Genomic DNA, 20,581 nt, shown 5'->3' on the forward strand with positions numbered 1-20,581 from the left:
GCCCGCTATCGGCGAGCGATCCGCGCGCGCGGGCATTTCCCGACCGAGCAGGCCGCGATGAAGTGCCTGTACCTTGTGACCCGCAGCCTGGACCCCACCGGCACGGGCCGCGCCCGATGGACGATGCGCTGGAAGCCAGTGATCAACGCGTTCGCCATCACGTTCGGTGACCGCTGGCCGGGAGCCGAAACCTACTGATCAACAACGCCGGAAACACCGATCATGGGATAGACCCGCTGCTGCTGACTGGAGCGAGCGGATGTGGTTCTCCGGTCAATGCGGCGAGCGCGCCGGCGACTTCGTGTAGGTCGGCACGGACGTAGGTCGACGTCGTTCCAGCGTCACCCTTGCCGTCGTGCCCGGCGTAGGCGCGGGCAACCGCGTAGCCGAAGTTACGTTCGACCCAGGTGAGGGTGGTGTGCCGGAGCCAGTGAGTACTGAGCTGCTGGGTGGCAACCCACGGGAGCTGTTTTCCGATGCGTTGCCACAGGTGGTCATAGCGCCTCGCGGTAATCGGCTGGCCGTTGCGGTAGCGCAGAAGTTGCGCTGACCGGTCTCCGTCCCCTCGCTGTTCCTGGTGGCTGATCAGGTGGCGCATCAGCGTCGGCGAGACCGGTTGCCAGCGCACAGTCTCGCCCTTCTCCCGCAGCCGGACGAGGCACTGATCCGGATCGAGGTCTTGCGGCCGGAGAGCGAGGGCTCCGCCACGGCGGCACGCGGTCTCGGTGTGCAGGCGCAGCAGGAGCAGGTCGAGTTCGGGATCGTTGCCGGTACTACCAGCGACGTGGTTGATCTCAGCCAGTCGAACGTCGGGAATGGCCCGCCGGGTGCTGGCCAGCCTTCGCGGCTTGGCGACCCGCTTGGCAGGATTGTCGTTCTCACTCAGCAGTTCGTCGGCAATGGCGTGCTGGTACAGGCAACGTAGGGCGGCGATCAGGTGCTCGGCCGCGGTGCGCCCGCCTCTCGAGTTCTTACGGACCACGACCTGGTGCCTGACGTCTTCGGCCAGTTGCTTGATCTCAAGCGGAGTGGGCTCGTCAATGCGTCGATCTCCCCACGCCTCCACAACCCGCCGCCAGTACGTGCTGTAGACCCGACGAGTTCCGGCAGGAACGGCATCGGAGACACGCTCGACGTAGTCACGAATAAGCGGCATCGACTCGCGGGCAGCGGAGGGCGCGGCTAGGAGATCTTCGGGCGTTACTCCGAGCCGAGCGAGCAGCAGGCGGGCCGCGCTGATCTCGGCGTCACTCATCGCTCATCCCGATGGCGCAAAGTCTTGTGGTAGGCCAGCAAGCTGGCCTCGACTGACGAAGCCGGATAAGCGGCCAGGAGGTCACGGTCCGGTGATGCCGCGACGAGCAAACGAGCGCCGGTGTCGAGGCAGCACGCATGGCGGACTCGCGCAGGAAGTCGAAGGTGGCCTTGGCGGGTCACGGCATCCGGCCCGGCTGACCGTGTCGCAACGATGACCGCACGGCCGACCGTCGTAATGGTGATCGTGCAGTCTGGAGTCCAGCCCAGGACGCGCAAGGGCGACCGGTCTGCCAGTCGCCCGCGACTGTCGATCGTTGTCACGACGAAATAGAGCGTGCCGTTCTGCACAGGTTCGAGCAGCGTCGCGACCGGAAGACTCTTCGTTTGCTGACTTGTCTGTGGTCTGGCAGCCGACAGAGTGGACAGTAGGTGGTCTTCGATGGACTGCGGTTCCGCATCCTTCGCGCGCATCATCAATCCCTCGTGGAAGGTTGGGGCAGCCCGGCATCACAGCCAGGCGAAGCTCGTACGCGGCAACGGCGGTGTCCTGCATCGCTCAGCCCGTCCACGACTCGGTGGATACGGCCCGCGGCCCCCTGCGCGCCGGTCATCTCGGCACGCAGGGGACACAACGGAACGCGGGGTCGGGGTAGGGCACCTACTGACGTGACCTGCTCGCGGTGTTTGTCGGGCGGACACGTCCTCGTCGGCAGAACAGGTACCGTCTCCTGCTTAGGTGGCTGTCGGCCGCTCCGCGACAGAACTCGTTCCGGTCTTCTGGCCGACTCTCAGGACCAAGATGTCCTCGTGCGCTATGACCCAGGCGGGCACGCCGCGGTCGCGGAGCTTGCGTACGTAGTCGAGTTGGAAGAAAGAGGACCGCGGAACGAGCTTACCGTCGCGCAGTCCCGCCAGCAGTCCGACGCAGCGCTGGACGGGTCGAGTCCGGCGTTGATGGCGGCGTCCAACGTGAGTGACGGGAAGTCGATGAGTTCGCCGTCGACTCGGAAGGGCCGGGTGGTGATGGCGACGACTCCACCGGGCTGAAGCAAGGGGACGGCACGACGGAGGATGTCGGTGAATCCGCGCAGCAGCATCGGCAGGCTGCGGTGCGCGAGGTTCGCGCGGTCGCGGCTGTACCGGTTGTCGTGCTTGCGCACGGGGCGGTGCCCGGGGGCGTGCACCTGGCCGTGAACGCTGGCCCCATACGGCGGGGAGGTCACCAGCAATCCGACCCGCCCGGCATAGCGGTCGGCGAGGTCGGGCAGTACCTGGCGGGCGTCGCCGACGTGCACCTCGCCCCGACCGGTTCCGCCGTCGTCGGCGGCGAGTGCGAGGTTGGCTTCGCTGACCTTGGCCCACCGGTTCTCGTACTCGACGCCGAGGGCGTCGCGGCCCTTGTGGACGGCTTCGACCAGGGTGGTGCCGACCCCGCACATCGGGTCGAGGACGAGGTCGCCAGGTGCGGTGAAGGTGTCGATGGCGTGGCGGACGATGGCGGGCAGCATCTTCGCCGGATGCGCGGTCGCCTCGGGCACGTACCGGGTGCCGCGCTGGGCGCGCGGGGCCTGCTGCGCGGTCGGCCACACGGTGACCGGAAGCTCGACCAGAGCATCGCTGCCACGGGTCAGCGCCTGCCGCGGAATCGGCTCGTTGGTACTCATCAGGCGGCGCCTCCGAAGTCGGTGTGGAACACGAGCAGGTCCGTGTGCCCGTCGGCGTGCACCGCGTCGGCGGGCATCGTGACCGAGGCCGGCGGACTCGAGATCAGAAGCCGGTCGCCCTGGATGTGGGCGAGCACGGCGATGATGTGCTGGAGGTAGCTCAGCCCGGCGTTGGTCGCGGCGGTGACCACCGCCCCGGTGTGGTCGGCGAACCGGCCCGCCCCGGCGGGGTTTCGGGTAGCCACCACGAGCACCCCGCCGGGCGCCAACCAGCGCGCCCAAGTGGTGTAGGGCTCGCCGTCGGTGTCGATCCACGGCGCGGGCAACTCGGCAGCCAGCAGCAGGTCCACCGAGCCAGGTTCCGGCGTGCCCGCCTCACCGCCGACCCGGTCACGGTGGCCACCGATGGTGACCGTCTCGGGGTCGACGCAGAGGACTCGGCGGTCGCCGACCGTGTCGGCGACCGCGGCGATCCGGGCGGCGTCCGGGCCGGTCACCGCGACCGTGTTCCCGCGCGTGGTGAAGGCGGCCACGGCCTGGGTGACGAGGCTGCGGGTGAGGCTGCGCCTGCCGAAAATGTCATCCGTGCTGGTCAACGCCCCGTTCGCGCGACATCAGCCCGGCCATCCCGAGGCGGGCGCTCATCACGGCAGGATGATCGGCCGTGCTCTTACGACTGACCTACCTCGGCCTGACCAACACCTTCGCCCTGCTACGCCTGCTCCCCAAGAGCGACCACGACAAAGACATCGAGATCCTGGCGTTGCGCCACCAGATCGGAGTGCTGCAGCGGCAACTCAGCGGCACCAGGGTGCGGTTCAGCCCGGCCGACAGAGCGTTACTCGCCGCGCTCCTGCACCGACTACCACGCCAGACCCTGCACAGACTCCGCCTGTTAGTACGCCCGGACACCATCCTGCGCTGGCACCGCGACCTGCTCCGCCGACGCCACGCCAAGGCATCCCGGCCGAAACGTCCCGGCCGGCCGCGCACCATCCGATCCATCCGAATGCTGGTCCTACGCCTGGCCAAGGAGAACCCGACCTGGGGCTACCGTCGCATCCACGGCGAACTCCTCGTCCTGGGCGTGAAAGTCGCCGCCTCCACCGTGTGGCAGATCCTCACCGACGCGGGCATCGACCCCGCGCCCGAACGCGCGTCCAGCACTTGGGCCCAGTTCCTCCGCTCCCAAGCAGAGGTCCTGCTGGCCTGCGACTTCTTCGAAACAGTCACCCTCACCGGCGCCCGCAAGTATGTCCTGGTGGTGATCGAACACGCGCAGCGCAGGATCCGCATCCTCGGCGCGACGCCACATCCGACCGCGGCATGGGTGATCCAAGCCACCCGCAACCTCGCCATGGATCTTGAGGACGCCCACTGCCGAGCGCGATTCCTGATCCGCGACAGAGACGGCAAATTCCCTCACCTGTTCGACAACATCCTCGCCGACGCCAGCATCCAGGTCATCCTAAGTGGTGTTCAGACGCCCAGAATGAACTCCATCGTCGAACGCTGGATCCAAACCTGCCGACACGAACTGCTCGACCGCACCTTGATCTGGAACCACCGGCATCTGCTCCACGCGCTCCGTGAATACGAGAGCTTCTACAACTCGCACCGGCCACACCAGGGCATCGCCAACGCCCGACCACTACAACCACTGCCACAGCCGATCACCAGCCAGGCCAAGATCACCGCTCTCGACGTCCGCCGACGCCCACGTTTGGGCGGCATCCTCAACGAGTACCACCACGCCACCTGACCAGCACGGACGATATTCTCGGCAAGCGCAGCGTCGACGGCTACTGCAGGGAACGACACCTAGTCACCGTGATCATCCGAGCCGCTTTGCCCACCCTGCGCCAGCGCTGGGACGGGGGGAGCACTTCCCGCTCGGCAACGTCGACGAGCAAGGCCAGAGGCGGTCAAGGGGACGCTACAGTGGAAGCGTCCCCTTGCGTCCTCTATGTGTAGAAGACGTTCATGCCGAGGCTTCGCGCATGAGCGGCCACGATCTCGGGGTTCAGCCGCAGCCTCGCGATGACCACGCTGGGTTCCTCCAGGTCGTTCGTCCGAACGTACCGCCGCGTGTACACACCTGCGATCAGCGCGACGCTGAGCGTGTGCAGGCAGAAGATCAGCCCGAGCTCGTCGTCGGGCGTCCACGGGAGACCGTCGTCCCGGCTGTCGATGACGCCGGCTCGCCAGCGATCGATGTTCCGGGCAAGCCCTCGATCGATCTCGTAAACTTGCGCATCCGGACTGGGCGCCTGAGACATCAGCATCTTTACGAGTTCCTTGATGGCGTCGTAGATGCCGTTCACCGAGAGGCCGAGCAGAAGCTGTCCGAGCAGTGTCTTCCAGCGATCCTTCGGCGTTCGCTTCAGCGCGGCCTGAACCGCGTCTTGGACCGCCGCGAGGTCTACATTCTCCTTCTCATCAGCTTTCCAGCCGGCGACGAGTGCGGACAGCACGCGGTCCTGGTACATCGGCGCGGGGTTCACTAGGTCCTTTCGAACCATGTACTCGTAAACGGCGCCAGCGAGGCGGTCCAGGTTCTCGCCATCTGACGCCTCCACTGCCGGCACACCATCACGCAGCCGGTCACCCATGACCTTGATCCACACGTCCGAGTCCGGCGACGGCTGTTGATGCGTCGTGGGCGGGATCCATAGGTCATCATCCGGCTCCTCGTCCTCTACCTGCCCGGCGGGCCTGACCGGACGTTCCGTCACCGCGATGACCGCTGCGACGAACACGACTTCCGCGGTTGCGGTCACTCCCACTGAGCTCAGTACGACGCCCAGCGCGGGCGCGAGCAAACACGGGAGCAGCAGCGTGCACAGTGTGTCGACCTCGGCATCGCGGCCTTCCTCTCCAGCAACGACGTCGGCTAGCCGGTCCACGAGGGTTCGTCGTTTGCCACTGTCCGCGATCGCTTCGCAGATAGCGGATAGTTCGGCGGTACCGGCTTTCGGAGCCACGACCTGAGTCATGTAGCCGGACGACAAGAGCTCGCTGAACAACTGTTTGGCTTCTGCACGCGAGAGCAACTGTTCGACGCAGCCCTCCATCGCAGCACTACCGCTCAGGTCGACCAGGAACCGCCTGGCGGACTCGCTCTCCAGCAGCGCGGCACAGAGCTCGACGAACCTCTTGTCCTTCACCATTTCGACGAGGAGCGATATGCCGTCATCGTCATCGGCCAGCAGACGTGCCAGCTCATGGCCTTCCTCGCCATGAGCGAGAGATCTGATGGCCGCCTCCGCCCCCTCGGCCGCGAACAGGTCGACGAAGACCTGAGCAGCCCACTTCCACTCTCTGTAGAGCAAGGCCAGGGCAAGGTCCCGGCCGCCTTCGGAACCCGCGATCCGGCTCCACAGCTTGCGCCCGGAAGTCGACGCTGCCAGGCCAGAGCTCAGCTGGTTCACCAGCTCACCCACGAGCAGAAAAGAACGGACAACGGAATCGCCGACACCGTCCCCGAGACGCAGCACCAGGTACTCACCGCGGTCGGTATCGGCCACCGCGTCGGCGAACGCCACGACGTTGAACCGCTTCAGGATCGTCTCTACGACGAGGTCCCCGCCATCCGTCTCGGAGAGGTGTTCCGCCAGCTCCTTGGCTCGGGGAAAGGTGACCGCCCGGTCGATCATCGCTCCCATGGAGCCGCGGTCGACCGACAGCGCTCGGAGGGCATATCCGAACCGCTGAGAAACAACAGATCTGCTCGGCACGCTCTGCGAGTGCGACCGGAGTTCGGCCATCTCGGCCGAATCCTCTTCTCGTCCACCGAGCTCGAACCTCGTCTGCAGCAGAGCACCCAAAGCTGCTCGCAGTGATGCCTTGCCCGGGACGTCGTCGGGAACGTACGTCAACGAAGACCGCATATGCTCCACGGCGTGGTCGAGATCGGACTCATGGCCGAGCGCGCTGAACCTCGCCTTATACAGCTCGGCCATGTTCACGTGGATCTCCGGGACCATCGGATGCACGTCGTAGAGCACGTCCAGCACGTCCGACGCGAAATCGACCGCGTGCTGTCCGAGCGACTCGTCCGCGCTCGGATGTGCGGCTACCAGGAATTCAGCGGCCAGAAAAGCGAAGTAGTGCCTGTCAAACTCCAGGCTGATGGGACCGCCGGACGATCGCATCATCAGCTTGGCTGCCTGTACCATCTCCGCGCTTCCCGCACCCGCCGACATGGCCTTCGCTCGGGACCAGTGAAGTCCTCCGGCCAGCTTGAGCAGTTCAAGAGAAAGTCCATCCGACAAGGAATCACTGCCGTAAATCGTCGACACCATCAGCTCAACGGCTTGCGGCTGTGTTATCGGGGTGGTGTCGCCCGACTCAAACTGCCTGATCCTGTGATTCAGCTCGGCGTCAGACTCGTCTTCCACGCAGACCTCCGAAACCTCGCAGTCAGTTCGCCACAATCGAATCTAGGCTACGAAGTACGTCTGAATTTAGGCAACTCTGGTTCGTTATCGAACCGAGCTGACATTCCCGCGATCGAGGAATATAACAATTCGCTATTACGGCAGCTGACCGCCGTTCGTAGCACGTCGCCTCATCCACAAGGACGAACCCCCTTCTGCCTTGCAGGACTAGCCCTGACGATGATCTCCGGTGGCGCCCGCCGATGCACTAGTACTCCAGCCGGACTTCGTGATGTCGCTGGTGGTCTGCCCGTAGACAGGTGCGGCCACCAGTTGATCATGGTCGGTTGTGTGGACTAACCCTGATCGGCTGGTGGCCGCCGGTCCCAGCGTAACCCTGACCGATGGGCGGTGATGTTCGAGGAGATGATCAGCCGGGTCGCCGGCCGGATCGCCCGGGTCGAACCCCGGCGACGACACCCCCGGCGGGATACAACACCTGCTGCGCAAAGCAGTCTGGGACGCCGAGGAGGTCCGCGACGACCTGCGTGACTACGTCACCGAACACCTCGGCGACACCGGCGCCGTGCTGGTCGTCGACGAAACCGGCGACCTCAAGAAAGGCGTCCACACCGTCGGAGTGCAATGCCAATACACCGGCACCGCGGGTCGCATCGAGAACGCCCAGGTCGCGGTCTACCTCACCTACGCCACCGACACCGGCCACGCCTTCATCGACCGGGCCCTCTACCTCCCGAAATCCTGGACCACCGATCCCGACCGCCGCGCGGGCGCCGGAATCCCCGACGACACCGCGTTCGCGACGAAACCCGCGCTGGCGACCACCATGATCGGGCGCGCCCTCGATGCCGGCGTCCGCGCGCAGTGGGTCGCCGGGGACGAGGTTTACGGAGCCGACCCCAGCCTCCGCAAGAACCTGGAAAGGCGCGGTGTCGGCTACGTTCTCGCCATCGGCCGCGACCGCCGGGTCAGCACGCCGGCAGGCGTGCTGCGCGCTGACGGTGTCGCCGCGAGGCTGCCCAAGCACGTCTGGCAACGCCTCTCCGCCGGCGCCGGGGCGAAGGGGAATCGCTACTACGACTGGGCTTTCGCCGACATCGACACCGACGACACCGACGGGCACCGGTGGCTGCTGATCCGCCGCCACCGCACCACCGGCGAGCTGGCGTTCTACCGCTGCTACGCACCCGAGCCCGTGCCGCTAAGGATCCTGGTTCACGTCGCGGGCCGCAGGTGGACGATCGAGGAATCCTTCCAGACCAGCAAAGGCCTCACCGGGCTTGATCAGCACCAGGTCCGACGGTGGACCTCCTGGCACCGCTGGACGGTCATGGCATTGCTCGCCCACGCCTTCCTCGCCGTTGTCACGTCCACCGAACGAAACCCCAAGTCCTCAACCGCCGGATGGATCTCATTGACTTGCAACGAAATCCACCACCTATTCACCACACTCATCAGCCGACCCGTTCTCGATACCGCGCACCGGATCCGCCGCTCAAGCTGGCGCAGACGCCACCAATACCACGCCCAGCAAGGCCACTACCAGCAACAATCAACCCACGAACCATGACCATCGCAAACTACGACTGGAGTACTAGGACGTACCGTTCTGACCGGTGCCGGCTGGAAGGTCACGCTCGACTCTCCCCGGAACTACCGTGAGATCGAAGTTGATCTGCGCGACAACGGCGGCCATGCGGTCACTCATACGGGCCACGTCGAGCTGGAGGACGGCACCGACTTCAGTACCGAAGACCTTCAGAACGTCATCCACGTCCTGCGGTATGTACTGAGCCTCGCTTGCGGCCGCTGGACCTCTCCCATTCTGCCGGTGGCCTACAACGACGCGGGCGAGCCAGTCTGGCCAGAATGGACGTCTCCGCTTGTCTCACCGTGGCGTCCCTCGCTTGGCCTTGTCGACGGCTTTCATCTCGATCAACTCCAGGCGCTTTTCGAACGCATAGCGACGGCTTGGGCGGATCCGCTGAAGCAGGAAGTCGTTCAGCGGGCCATCTACTACCTGATCGACGCGAACGATCCACATCCACTCGAACTTGCCGTCTCGTCGGCTCAGTCCGGACTGGAACTGCTGGCGTGGTCAGAGCTCGTCGAAGACCGCCACATCTATACCGCAAAGACCTATAAGCCGTTGAAAGCGCACGAGTCCATGCGCGAACTGCTTGCCCTGCACTCGATCAGCGAGAAGTTCCCGCCGGGACTCACCGAGCGCTCGTCGGTGGCTGCGAAGCTCACCGGCCTTTCAGCGGGTGATGGCCCCGAGGTATTCGCTCGCATGCGAAACGGGGTCATGCACCCGAGCCGGACGAAGCCGAAGTTCAGTACTGGTGAGTGGTACGACGCCTGGCGCCTGGCCAGGCATTACCTCCATCTCAGCATCCTCGGCTGCCAAGGCACCCACCGCGACCCGGCGGTGAAAGTGCACTTCACCGGAGAGATCGAGAAAGTTCCTTGGAACCCGTAAACCGGTGCCGCCAGAAGCCGTGGAGAGACTGTCGTCACCGTCTGCCAGGCCGTTCCAACCTCGGCGAAGCCAGCGTCACGTAGCAACGTGGTGGACCTGCGGGTCGAGCAGGGCAAGAGGTAGTCATTAATCAGTCAGCCTCCAGTTCCGAGACAGGATCTTCTAGAACGGCCAGGACCTTGCTGATGGCTTCATCACAGCTGTCGGCGCTGCTCAGCTCGAGGTGCACCTTGCGACCATCGGTTTCCTCTAGGTCCACTATCAAGTGAGTGCCTCGCGGTCGCTGCCCCAACCATGTAAAAACGGAACGTATCAGCACGGTCGCAGCGCCTCCACCGCTCAAAGCAATGCCCACAACATCAGAGATCCCACCCATCCGACCTGGCGGGACTGGTCCGGCAACGAGGTCGACATGGCCACGCACCTCCTCGATCCGCCTGAGCCAGTCCATGAGGCTTCGCGCATCCCGGTCTGAGCCACCGCAGCTGATCCGAGCTCGCATCGCCCTCGCTCCCAACACACTGGTAACCGCCAACTATCAGTCGCCTAGTAGGACGTCAGCGTTAGCACCGATGTAACACCGTCCCTGCCCTCGGACGACATTCCGCTCACATGGGTCACCAGGGCGGGAGTTCACAGAAGTGCCAGAACCAGACCTCCAACTATCGGCCGCGGTGCTCGTAGGAACAAGCGTATACGCGCATGAAACCTATTTACACAGCCTGCCGGCTGTAGACAACAACCTCACAGACCTCGCTACCGTCTTGACCGACCCCGCTATCTTCGGCCTTCAGGGTCCGCGGTGCGTGCCCATACGCAATGCGCCTGACGCCCTCTCGGTCGCCCGAGCCCTGCGGCAGTATGCGATGGCGACCGAGGACACCCTGGTCGTCTACTTCGCAGGCCATGGTCTACTTGCGCACAACAATGAGCTCTACCTCAGCCTCAGCGGCACCGATCCCGATGAACTGCAGACGAGCGCACTTCGCTACCAGCTTTTACGCGAGATCCTCGTCAACAGCCCCGCCAGGCACCGAATTCTCATACTGGACTGCTGCTTCAGTGGCCGCGCGACAGAGACGCTGAGCAACTCCCCCAGCCTCAACATCGCCGGAACGTACGTTCTGGCAGCGACGCCATCGACCGAAATGGCGCTAGCTCCACCAGGCCAGCGAAACACCGCCTTCACCGGCGCGCTACTACACCTTCTACGCAATGGAATCCCTCGCGGCCCCGACGAACTCACGCTCGGCCATATCTACAGCCACCTTTGGACAGCACTCAACGAGCAAGGGCTGCCGCTACCACAACATCTGGACACTGGACATACTCACAACGTGCCGATGTTCCACAACACAGCAGCTGGCGGCTGTGAAGGCGACCAAGCCATACATTTCCTCAACCCGTCTCCACACCACGATCAGACGAAGCCTCGACGGCTCTCCCGCGGCATGCGAATAGCACTGGCCATCACAGTTGTTGTAGCACTCGGCTCGGGCCTTATCTACTCGCTCGCTGAGCAGACTGACACACCTTCGCAGACACCAGCCGCAGCCACCTCGGCGCCGCCGGTAGCCGGCTCCTCCGCGCCCAACGCGGCCGAAGTCAGCCCGACACCGAGCCCCACGATAACCGCCGCCCCGAACAAGCAGGCACCTGATTCGACTCTTGTGGTGCGGCCAACGTGGCCGACCGCCCGCGTTTGCGACGGTGGAACCGCCGTCGCCATGCCCACCAAAGGGCCCTCGATAGAATCCTTCCCCGCCGGCGCCGCAGACATGCGCGAACAGGCCACAGCGAGCGGCGGAGCCTTCTACCTATCTGGATACATCTATCTTTTCTTATCTGCAATCTCGGGGAAAACAGTTGACATCCTCGATATCACACCGTCCTTCAAGCCTCCCACCCATGAGAAAGCCGCCTGGATCTATTCACCCCAAGGAGGTTGCGGCGGCCTGGGCAATCGAGTGTTCGACTTTGACCTGGACGCGAAGAAGCTTGTCGACAAGGGGGTTGTCAGCGGAGTCGACGGTTCTCTCGACCCAAATAACAACCCTGATGCCAAGCTCGTACGAGACGAGCCTCTCGGGCCAGGGTTCGGAGTGAGCCAAGATAAGCAGGGACTCATCCGAATCGATGCCCATGGCTGCAAAGCGAACTATACCTTCAGCCTTAACATCAGCTATGCGATCGCCGGCGAAACGACTGTCCACGTGCAGACGTTCGGTCCGTTCAGATCGAACGCTTCTTCTGGCGACGTTCCAGTCTACGCGCCAGCATCAACAGATGGGGAAAATTGGCAGTTCGTGAAGACTGGTATTGCTGAGCAGTACTACAAGTGCTGACTAACAGTCTTCAACGCAGAGGAAGCAAGTCAGGCGTTGCCGGCAGGGCCCCGGGCTGCTCACGATAATCACCACGCTGCGCCGAGCGAAGATCGACTATCTCGTACCCGCCGATGGCCTGTCACCGATCTTCCTCACCAAAGCCAGCAGATGCAGAATGGCCACCTCAGTCTCACAATGTGTAGCGCTCACTGTCGGCTTCACCATGTCGCCACTCAACTTCCGCTATTGTGCGCGAGCCTGTGCAATGCCTCCCGAGCAAGTTCGGCTTGGGTAATCCTCTGCCACGCGGGGTAGGCAGGCGGCATCGCATCCAAGGCAAGACGCAAGCGCCTGCGTCCTTTCGGATTGCACGATTCTCTCATGGCTCGGTGAGCCGATGCGTTGAGCGCGATCTTCGCCAAGACGGCGATATCGTCTCTATGACGGTCAGGCTCTCGGGTGTCAGCCACTGCCGCGGCCGCCTTGGCGACGAGCGCGCCCAATAGGTTCGGTCGCCCTACATGACCGTTTCTGCCGCGGACGGTCGCCGGGATTCGTTCAGCTCTGTTCGCTCGGCGACGGGGATGCCGCCGAGCACTGGGCCGACATCATCGACCGGATCCCATGGCACAAGGCGGCTCAGGATCGCGTGCCCTACGAGCAGAGGCCAGCCGAGGGCTGCGATACACGGGAACACATTCGGCACGCTAGAACCGCCCGACGCTCCAGCCGAGCTGCAGCCAGGAAGAAACATGACATCTGCTCCGGGGACGGTCCGATATACGGTTCAAAGTTGGACGAACCGGCCGACATCACCTACGTCACCCAGCAGGCGGGCAGCGTGGGATAGGCCGATTCCGGACAGCTACAGCATTGGCTGCCGGCGGACGCGCCCAGCTCATCCAGTTCGATGTCTGCTGTCTTGGCTACCTGCGCTTCCAGGACCGCCGCGTCGCCGACTTGCAGACCAAACTCGGTGATCCGACCGGCGGCTAGCCTGTAACGAGGCTGCCGCACCCACCGACTTTGACTAGCCGGGAGCCGTCCAGCCGCCGTCCGTCCCATGCTGCGCCACCGACGTAGCTGTCCGATAAAGGAGGTCGCATGGCTGCAGATTGTGAGCTTTCATGCGGAGTCTTAGCCATCGGGCGCTGCCACCAGTGCGGCAGAGCTTTCTGCCAGTCACATCAAGCCAGGAACACTCTGGTTACATACGTAGACCTTTGCACTGCATGTCACGTACCTCGTTATCCGCCAGGAACTGGAGATCTCAAAGACGAGACAACCCTTTCTCAATTCTCTGCCGACAGCGCACGTGAGCGCCTCCTAAAGGCCGCTATCCCGATGGACAAGCTGTACACGACTACCATTGTTTGGGAGAAACGCCGGTTCCGCGACGACCGACGTATCGAACGTCACACCATGGTCGACGGGTGGCTGCTAGGACAACTCCCCATTTGGCATTCGTTCGAACCGGGACGGCATGAAAGTGCGGTAAAGGCCGTTACCTACACGGCACTTCTCGCCGAGGGGAACAGCTTGACAAATGGCCTATCGCGAGTAACACAGGTGGACATTGAAGGCAAGTATCTGATTAATGGGTCCGGGTATCTCGCAGGGCTGTGGGAGGGGCACGCGGCGGCCGCCTTGGAAGCCCTGTTGAGCGGACGAGAATGAACACCGGCTCACTGCACTTGCTGAGCAGTCGGACCGCAACGCCTCGCGCACCCTCGAAGCTCGGTGAGGACTATCGACCACCTCGCCTGTGCGACCAGCAAGGATCCGCTCTCCAACCCTGATCAAGTTTGGAGAACGGCGGAGGCATACCTCAGGATCACAGGTGTCGCACTCGGCCGATGGTCTGAGCGCCCACGCACGGCTAAGTGATCAGCTCGCGCTGCCGCCAGCAGCGTTGATGCCGGTACCTCGCCACTGCGTCCACGACCGCGGGATCTCGCCGACCAGACATGGGGTTGGCCGCCCTTCTCCGGCTCTAGAGCTCTTGACGCCGCCACCCTGGCTTCCGAGCGCGCGGAGGCTCATGCGTCATTCCTGTTCGCCTCCTCTAATACTCGCGTTCGGCCTGCAGATACAACCTGTCTCCTTGTTCAGTCGGATGCGCCCAGGTTAGGGCCGAGCCACTGGCTTTCCTGCGAGTGGTCGGTGTAGTCAACCCCGTACGGGTGGGGCTTGAAGGCGGGGATGAAGTAGGTGGCGTGCGAGCCCTTGACGGGATCCGGCAGTGGCTCGGCGTCCCTCAGCTTCTCGAACTCGGACACGACGGCAGCAGGGAGACTACCACGGGCTAGGTGGTGACGTGCGAGCCTGCCGACCACTTCTCTTGCCAGTCGGCCGCTGTCGATGTCGCTGGACAGGACCAGAACCAGGCGGTTGAAGTACGTCAGGTCCTCGGACATGTCCTGCTGTGTCGAGAGAACCAGTTCGCAGTCATTAAGGATGCTCTGTTTCGGCCGATACCCAACGGAACTGATCCACGGGTACCGGAGATGCCCCGCGAAACGCCTGCCGTCCTTGAGTGGCTTGTCCGCCAAGAGAATCAGCCGCATGTCGGTGACGAACAGCCTCACCCCGGAAACCCGCCACTCCGTCTCTGTACGCGTGGTCAGCCGCACCACGTCGAAGGTGTCGATCTCCCACGAGGCGCCGCGCACGGCGACACGTGCGGCAACCTGCCCGTCCGCGGCATGGAGTTCGACGCCGCCGTCCGGCAGCACGTTCGGGGAGAGCCGGTCGCCGTTTCCCTGTTGGTCGTGGGTGTGTCGAGCGAGCATCCGGAACTGGTCGTGGAACGCGCGTGGCTCGGGGAGCATCGCGTCGAGGGATTGCGCCGCGGGCGGCTCGGCCGCGGGCGGCTCGGCCGCGGGCGGCTCGGCGGAGGGGACCACCCGCTCCGCGGCACGGACGAACGGCTGGACGTTCGCGCCATGGGTCATGGCGGCACCCAGGCCGACGTAGGCGTAGGCGAGGAAGACCGCGGGCATCGACCCTTCTCCGGTCTCCCACCTCCGCAGCTCGGCCATTTGTGCCGCGCGCAGGGCCCAGGCCGGCTCGATGTTGTGCCGCATGGCTTCTACAAGCGCGAGGTCGATGCGCTTGGTGTGCGGGGAGTCGATCACGGCGAACAGCGTGCACAGCACGTGGTGCGCACCGCCGTAGACGGCTGCGGCGCCGAGGCCGAGCCATTCGGGCGCGTCCATGAGCGAGCTCAACTGCCCCTGCTCGCCGTATACCCCCAGACTGGCGCAGCCAGCCAGGATCACCCTGTCTGGCATCCGGTAGAGAGGCCGATCGTCGAGGTCGGTCTGGTAGAAGTCGCGGAGGCCGAAGCGTTCCCGCCCGGAGAGACGGAACCCGGCACTGCCGGGTTCTCCATCGGTTGGCGGGTCGACGTGTCCAGCCAGGAACAGCACCCCCTCACCTGCCCGGCGGCGCGTGAGCAGTGCGGCCAAGTCTGCTTTGCTGACCGGTCCGGTGACGGTCTCCGCGTTCGGTGGTATGGCACTCGCCGCGTGGGGCAGGTCTTGGAACCAGAGATCGTCCGGTGGCTCGTGTGGCGCCAGGATCGCTAGCACGCGGTTGGTGCCGACTCTCGCGCCGCGGTCCTCGCCGTGGGCCACCTGCCGCCGGTGCGCGAGGAGGGCGACCGACGGTATATGGCATACCGCGGCCACGTCCGCGACTCGCAGTAGCGGGCTGATCCGCAGTGCCCACACGGGCACCACCATCAGCGAGGCGGTCGGTGCGACCGACAGCGGCACTGGCGGGCCTTCTGCGCTCAACGCGTTGGCGAGGACCGAGGGGATCAGCGCGGAGCCGAGGTGGTCCAGGATTCGGGTCAGCGCCTGTGCTGCCGTCGCTGTGCCGTCGTCCACCGGCTCGGCGGGGTGTTCCGCCACGAGTGCGGTGCCGGGGAGCCTGGTCCTCACAGGCTCGGCGTCGGGTAGCTCGATGGGCAGGTGACGGACCAGGTCACGGAACGCCTCGGCGAACGGACTGTAGGGCTGGCGGTTGGCCGTCCACTCGCCCTGGGGGCTGCGCACCGCGTGATAGATCCAGTCATCGACGCGGGCGAAGCTCCAGTACCAACCGCCAGGTGCCATGGTGGTCAACTCGTGGTCCAGGTCGACTGCGGTGGCCGGGTCGCCCCCTACCCAGGCCGCCTGGTCGACGAGGATCGTGGCCTCGGTGCGCAGTGGGTCGGTCAGGGTGGGATCGCCGCCGGTCTCCCCGACCGTGACGCCGGTGCTGACCCGCGCGTCGTCGTGTTCGAACCAGCCGGCCGTCGAGCTAGGGAGCACCTGGTGGGCCGACGACTCATCACTGGCAGCCTCGGTCGTCTCGCCGGCAACGCCGCCAGGCAGCCTCGTAGTGGTGACGAGCGAGTCGAACACTGACCGCAGGCGGTTGCCCGCCACGCCGGCCTCGACTGGGACTGCCTGGGCCCGCACGGTTTCCAGCAGCTCGGCGACCAGTGCGGCATCACGATCCGTCGCGAGCTCCAGCGCGAGCGCGTAGGTGTGCACGTGTGCCGCGACCCAGCGGGCACGCCACCGGCTTGTCGGCAGCTGGTAGCGGACGCGTTGGACGATGTTGAGGCTCTCCAGCGCGTTGCCCATTGCGGCGTCGGTTAGGGCGGCCGCAGCCTGGACGTGGGCGAGGACAGCGTAGGCCTGTGCCTCCAGCACCGGTTCCGCAGCTCTGCTGAGGTGTCGCAGGGCATCGTCCATGAGTGTGCCCGCGTGGTGGTACCGCTGACGCTTGCCCTCGTCGTCCACACTCATCGTGTCGGGATACCGGTGGGGGTTCTCGATGATGTCGAGGTAGAGGGTCGCGAGGAGCAGGGTCCGCGCCGCGTAGTCGGCCACCCGGTCGCCGATCGGGACCAGCCCGGCGTCGTACTCCCGTTGCCGCGTCAGGTGTTCGACGACACCGACCGCGTTGCCGGCCTCGTTCATCAGGCGCAGCAGGTACATCTCCGTCTTATCCAGCAACGGCAGGTCGCCGTCGCGAACCGCGGCGACGCGGACCCGGTAGAGCCGCCGCAGCCCTGCAAGGCAGCGTTCGGTGTCCGCCAGGTCGAAGGTCAGGGCCTCGATCATCCGGAGGTCGGCCTGGGTGGCCCAGTACCTGGCCCGTGGTCGGCCGTCGAGCAGGTGAAATGCCTCTTTCCACCGTGCCTGCGCAGCGTCGGGTTGCCCGGCCTCGAGCAGCACGTCCCCGGACTGCAGCGCACACCACCCGCGAATCTCGGCCGGCGCGTTGACGGCCAGGTCGCGTGCCTCCTCGGAGAGCTTCATCGCCTCCTGGAACGCCAACCGGCCCACCGCCCCCAACGCCTGGCACTGCACCAGGACAGGCCGCAGCTCCGCTGCCACGCCCCCGTGCGCCGCGTCGTCGACGAAAATCCCAGCCCGCGCCCGGTCGTCGTGCGTAGCCTTGTCGACCGCCAGCAACACCGAAGAGGCAGTACGGTCCCACATCGCGCGCAACAGAAACCCTCTGCCGAGGAACCGCACCGGGCTCGTCAACACCTTGCGGGACAACAGCCCCGTGGTCAGCGTCGGCAGGGCGAGGCGGACCTGGAGCATCAGCAGCACCATGGGCGCCCACAACAGCGCCAGAGAGGTCCGTTCAAGGGCCAGAACCGCCAACGCGACCGTCAGCAGAGGCACCGCGAACCGGGCGCGCCAGCCGGTCGCGAGCCACGCCGTCGCGCCGAACACCGCCACCACCCAGCCGGGGACCACCATGAGCAGGCTCATCGCGACGGCCAACGCCGCCGTCGCGAGCCGCGTGGCCAGCACCGGCCACAGCTGAGTGCGGTCGAGGACCGTGATCATGTCGCACTCGTGCAGGCCGATGTGACCATCACGGGTCCGGTGCGTCCGCGTCAGCCGCAACGACGGGACGAGCCGCGTGAGCCCGCGCAGCCGCATGCCGAACCCTGCGCCGGGCATGATCATGCCGGACAGCGGAATGACGTAGTCGAGCACAACCTCGTCGGCCGCCCGCTCGTTACGCTCGCGCAGCCACTCCCGCAGCTCCGGCTCGGACACAGGGCGGAACGGGTCGAAGGTGGAAACCGTCATCGCGTGCTCAGCTCCCGCCGTAGTTTCAGCATCGTGAAGAAGCGACCGGCCTTCGCGTTGACGCGGTGGTCGGCTCGGACGTCCTTCTCGGACAGGAGTGGGTCGGCCGACTCGCCACGCACCTCGAGCAGCCCCAGCCTGCCCTCCACGATGTCGAGCACGCGGTGCGGCACGGCGAGAACGGCAAGCCACCACGGCAGCCCGAGCGGCACCGACACCATGACCAGGGCCACGTCGACCACGACTCTGGCCACGACGGGTAGCAGTGCCCGTCTGCCGAACTGGCCAGCCAACCACAACAGCGCCCACCACGTGACCGTGAGCGCGGCGTGCGCGATCGCGACCAGCATGAGCGACGACACGACACTCAGCGCGATGAGCGTGGCCACGTGCAGCTGTGTGATGTGAAACTGGATCCGGGCACTCAGCCCGGCCGTGTTCGCAGTCTGCGAGCGGAGCCCGAAATGTCGCGCTTTGCTCGGCCCAGCGTCCGCCTTGCGTCGCACGGTGAACTGGTAGGGCAGTGGCCGGTCCCGGCGGCGCGGCGACAGGATTGGTCCTCGGTCGCTGGGCTGCCGGTCCGCAGGCGACACCCGGTGCCGCACGGTGATCGCGGCCCGAACGGCGTCCCGCAGTGTGACGCCGGCAATCGCCAGTTTGGCCGGCTCCTGCTCCGCACACGCCAGCAGCAGGTGCGCGGTGTCGGCGGTATGGTCGCCGGTCCGAGTCGCCCAGTACGCCAGCCGCTCCAGCACAGCCGCTGCTTCGGACGTCCATTCTGTGTCGGACTCCGCTGCGTTAACGAAGGCCTCCGCCACCTGCTGGTAGGTCTCGTCGGTGAAGAAGTGGTGCGCGCCCAACTGCTTCATCACCAGTCGCGACCGGCAATCCTCGTCATCGTTGAAGGCGGCGGCGAGTAACAGGTGTTCCACTTCGACCGGGTCACCGCCCGCCATGGCCGCTGCGGCAGCCATGCACCGGGTGAGGCAGGCGGTTTGCGTGTCCCTGTCGGTCATACCGCGACCCGATCGCCCCACACGACGGGGGCCAGTTCCAAGTCGAGCTCTCGCTCCCCGCCGCGGATCTCCAGCTCGCGGCCGCCCAGCAGCTTGCGCCGCATACACGCGGCGCGGAACAGCGGAGTCGCGCCGTCCGGTGTCATCACGCTCGCAGCCAGACCGGACTTCGCGGTCACCACGAAGTTCCCAGCGGCCTTCGCAAGCGGCAACGGCGTACCGAGACCGTCCGCGTCCAACGCGAGCTCCACCCGCGCCCCGCTGTCCTTCGAAACAAGGACCATTGTCGGCCCGGTCGACACCAGGCTGGTTACGACCACATAGTTCGGTCGCCAGGTCCTGTTGTGACACAACGGCAACAGCGCTGATTCCAACCCCGCCACGTTGTCAATCGACTGCTCGGTGCATTCGCGCCCCTGGAAGAACGTCGCTCCCTCCCGAGAGAAGGTGATCAACAACGAGGCCATGGGCATGCTCCGGGTCACACCGACCGCGCCATCGGCTACCAGGCTGACCGCGCCGCTGGATGTGTACTCCACGTCGGCACGGGCGCTGGCCGATGAGATCCGGAACGAGACCCCGAGATCAGCCAGCGTGGTTCTCTTGTCGAAACGATGCCCAGTGAACGTGCCGACATCACCAAGTGCCAGAGGAACTGACGGCAGCCACACCGCGAAGTAGCCGTATTTGTCGTACATCTCGCGCGTGTACGCCTCGTGGATCGCCATGGTTCTTTGCATCGGACCGTGCGACAGAACAGTTACGTACGGGGAAGCGATATTGTACGTCCGTGACCTGAACGTTTCTGTCAGCGACATCCGACTACTTCCTTCAGGTGGAACGAAAATCAGCCACATCAACGGCACTCCGTACCCACTACACGACCAACCACGGCGTATAGATCCATCTGTCAACGGCGGGCATCCTCAGAGGATGCAGAGTCGAGGAGAAGGGTCGGTCATGATGCACACCTGCGGGCTGGGATCTGTCATCTCGATGGCTAGTCCGGTGAAGGCACCAGCCTCAGCGACGCCGAACGCTCCCGCCTCCACACCCTCCTCGAACCCCTGGCCCGGCCGCAGCACCCATTCGCCGAAGACCCGCCGCGCGCCAACGTCACCCGGGCTCGCTGGGTGGACCCGGTGCTCGTCGGCGAGGTCGTCTACCGGCAGTTCACCCGCACCGGCGGCCGCCTCCGCCACACCGTCTGGCGAGGACTGCGGGACGACAAACCTGGATCCACCGGTGTGCTTGTCGGGTGATCTTGATGGTGGTTGTTGATCATGTGTTTGGTTGGTGGTCGTGGTGGATCACCGGTCGTCGCA

13 protein-coding genes and 3 pseudogenes are annotated in these 20,581 nt (G+C 65.2%); 7 read left to right on the forward strand and 9 right to left on the reverse strand.

Going from position 1 to position 20,581, the window contains the following annotated elements:
* A pseudogene (locus tag ACZ5IK_RS44970) lies at positions 1 to 198 on the forward strand (IS256 family transposase); the annotation flags it as partial.
* Positions 199 to 220: 22 nt separating this feature from the next.
* Here ACZ5IK_RS44970 and ACZ5IK_RS44975 read toward each other — a convergent pair.
* The 4 genes from ACZ5IK_RS44975 to ACZ5IK_RS44990 form a co-directional block, all read right to left on the reverse strand.
* Positions 221 to 1,255, reverse strand: a complete 1,035-nt coding sequence (locus tag ACZ5IK_RS44975; protein ID WP_465493322.1) for a tyrosine-type recombinase/integrase — start codon at positions 1,253 to 1,255, stop codon at positions 221 to 223.
* Positions 1,252 to 1,728 carry a hypothetical protein gene (locus ACZ5IK_RS44980; RefSeq protein ID WP_465493323.1) on the reverse strand — a complete coding sequence of 159 codons (477 nt, stop codon included), beginning with the start codon at positions 1,726 to 1,728 and terminating at the stop codon, positions 1,252 to 1,254. The genes ACZ5IK_RS44975 and ACZ5IK_RS44980 overlap by 4 nt, the downstream gene beginning before the upstream one ends.
* Positions 1,729 to 2,069: 341 nt before the next feature.
* Positions 2,070 to 2,921, reverse strand: a complete 852-nt coding sequence (locus tag ACZ5IK_RS44985) for a TRM11 family SAM-dependent methyltransferase (RefSeq protein WP_465493324.1) — start codon at positions 2,919 to 2,921, stop codon at positions 2,070 to 2,072.
* Positions 2,921 to 3,517: a hypothetical protein gene (locus tag ACZ5IK_RS44990; RefSeq protein ID WP_465493325.1), complete on the reverse strand. Its 597-nt coding sequence runs from the start codon at positions 3,515 to 3,517 to the stop codon at positions 2,921 to 2,923. The genes ACZ5IK_RS44985 and ACZ5IK_RS44990 overlap by 1 nt, the downstream gene beginning before the upstream one ends.
* 68 nt (positions 3,518 to 3,585) lie before the next feature.
* On the opposite strand from ACZ5IK_RS44990, the gene ACZ5IK_RS44995 reads away from it, so the two are divergent.
* Entirely contained in the window at positions 3,586 to 4,683 is a 1,098-nt protein-coding gene (locus tag ACZ5IK_RS44995; protein WP_465493326.1) for an integrase core domain-containing protein, read from the forward strand.
* A gap of 202 nt (positions 4,684 to 4,885) precedes the next feature.
* Here the strand turns inward: ACZ5IK_RS44995 and ACZ5IK_RS45000 are convergent, their stop codons facing one another.
* A complete protein-coding gene (locus ACZ5IK_RS45000) occupies positions 4,886 to 7,321 on the reverse strand; it encodes a hypothetical protein (protein WP_465493327.1) in 2,436 nt (811 codons plus the stop codon).
* Positions 7,322 to 7,714: 393 nt separating this feature from the next.
* On the opposite strand from ACZ5IK_RS45000, the pseudogene ACZ5IK_RS45005 reads away from it, so the two are divergent.
* Together ACZ5IK_RS45005 and ACZ5IK_RS45010 are read left to right on the forward strand one after the other, a co-directional pair.
* A pseudogene (locus ACZ5IK_RS45005) lies at positions 7,715 to 8,891 on the forward strand (IS701 family transposase).
* A 39-nt stretch (positions 8,892 to 8,930) separates the two neighbouring features.
* Positions 8,931 to 9,803: a hypothetical protein gene (locus tag ACZ5IK_RS45010; RefSeq protein WP_465493332.1), complete on the forward strand. Its 873-nt coding sequence runs from the start codon at positions 8,931 to 8,933 to the stop codon at positions 9,801 to 9,803.
* A gap of 130 nt (positions 9,804 to 9,933) precedes the next feature.
* Here the strand turns inward: ACZ5IK_RS45010 and ACZ5IK_RS45015 are convergent, their stop codons facing one another.
* Complete coding sequence (locus tag ACZ5IK_RS45015) at positions 9,934 to 10,305, reverse strand: effector-associated constant component EACC1 (RefSeq protein WP_465493328.1); 372 nt, start codon at positions 10,303 to 10,305, stop codon at positions 9,934 to 9,936.
* Between the two features lie 172 nt (positions 10,306 to 10,477).
* Here ACZ5IK_RS45015 and ACZ5IK_RS45020 point away from each other — a divergent pair, with 172 nt between their 5' ends.
* Both ACZ5IK_RS45020 and ACZ5IK_RS45025 read left to right on the forward strand, forming a co-directional pair.
* Positions 10,478 to 12,148, forward strand: a complete 1,671-nt coding sequence (locus tag ACZ5IK_RS45020) for a caspase family protein (protein ID WP_465493333.1) — start codon at positions 10,478 to 10,480, stop codon at positions 12,146 to 12,148.
* A gap of 1,326 nt (positions 12,149 to 13,474) precedes the next feature.
* Entirely contained in the window at positions 13,475 to 13,807 is a 333-nt protein-coding gene (locus ACZ5IK_RS45025) for a hypothetical protein (protein WP_465493329.1), read from the forward strand.
* Between the two features lie 431 nt (positions 13,808 to 14,238).
* Here the strand turns inward: ACZ5IK_RS45025 and ACZ5IK_RS45030 are convergent, their stop codons facing one another.
* From ACZ5IK_RS45030 to ACZ5IK_RS45040, 3 genes are read right to left on the reverse strand one after another with little or no spacing between them, the layout of a single operon-like run.
* Positions 14,239 to 18,240: a hypothetical protein gene (locus tag ACZ5IK_RS45030; RefSeq protein WP_465493330.1), complete on the reverse strand. Its 4,002-nt coding sequence runs from the start codon at positions 18,238 to 18,240 to the stop codon at positions 14,239 to 14,241.
* Positions 18,237 to 19,256, reverse strand: coding sequence for a Clp protease N-terminal domain-containing protein (locus ACZ5IK_RS45035; protein ID WP_465493331.1), 1,020 nt, complete (start codon positions 19,254 to 19,256; stop codon positions 18,237 to 18,239). Before ACZ5IK_RS45035 ends, ACZ5IK_RS45030 begins: the two co-directional genes overlap by 4 nt.
* Positions 19,253 to 19,984 (reverse strand): hypothetical protein, encoded by a 732-nt coding sequence (locus tag ACZ5IK_RS45040; protein WP_410663471.1) that lies wholly within the window; start codon positions 19,982 to 19,984, stop codon positions 19,253 to 19,255. Before ACZ5IK_RS45040 ends, ACZ5IK_RS45035 begins: the two co-directional genes overlap by 4 nt.
* A 297-nt stretch (positions 19,985 to 20,281) precedes the next feature.
* Between ACZ5IK_RS45040 and ACZ5IK_RS45045 the strand changes: the two are divergent.
* Positions 20,282 to 20,518, forward strand: a pseudogene (locus ACZ5IK_RS45045) (ATP dependent DNA ligase); the annotation flags it as partial.
* Between the last annotated feature and the right edge of the window lie 63 nt (positions 20,519 to 20,581).

The organism is Amycolatopsis sp. NPDC031561 (genome assembly GCF_055580625.1).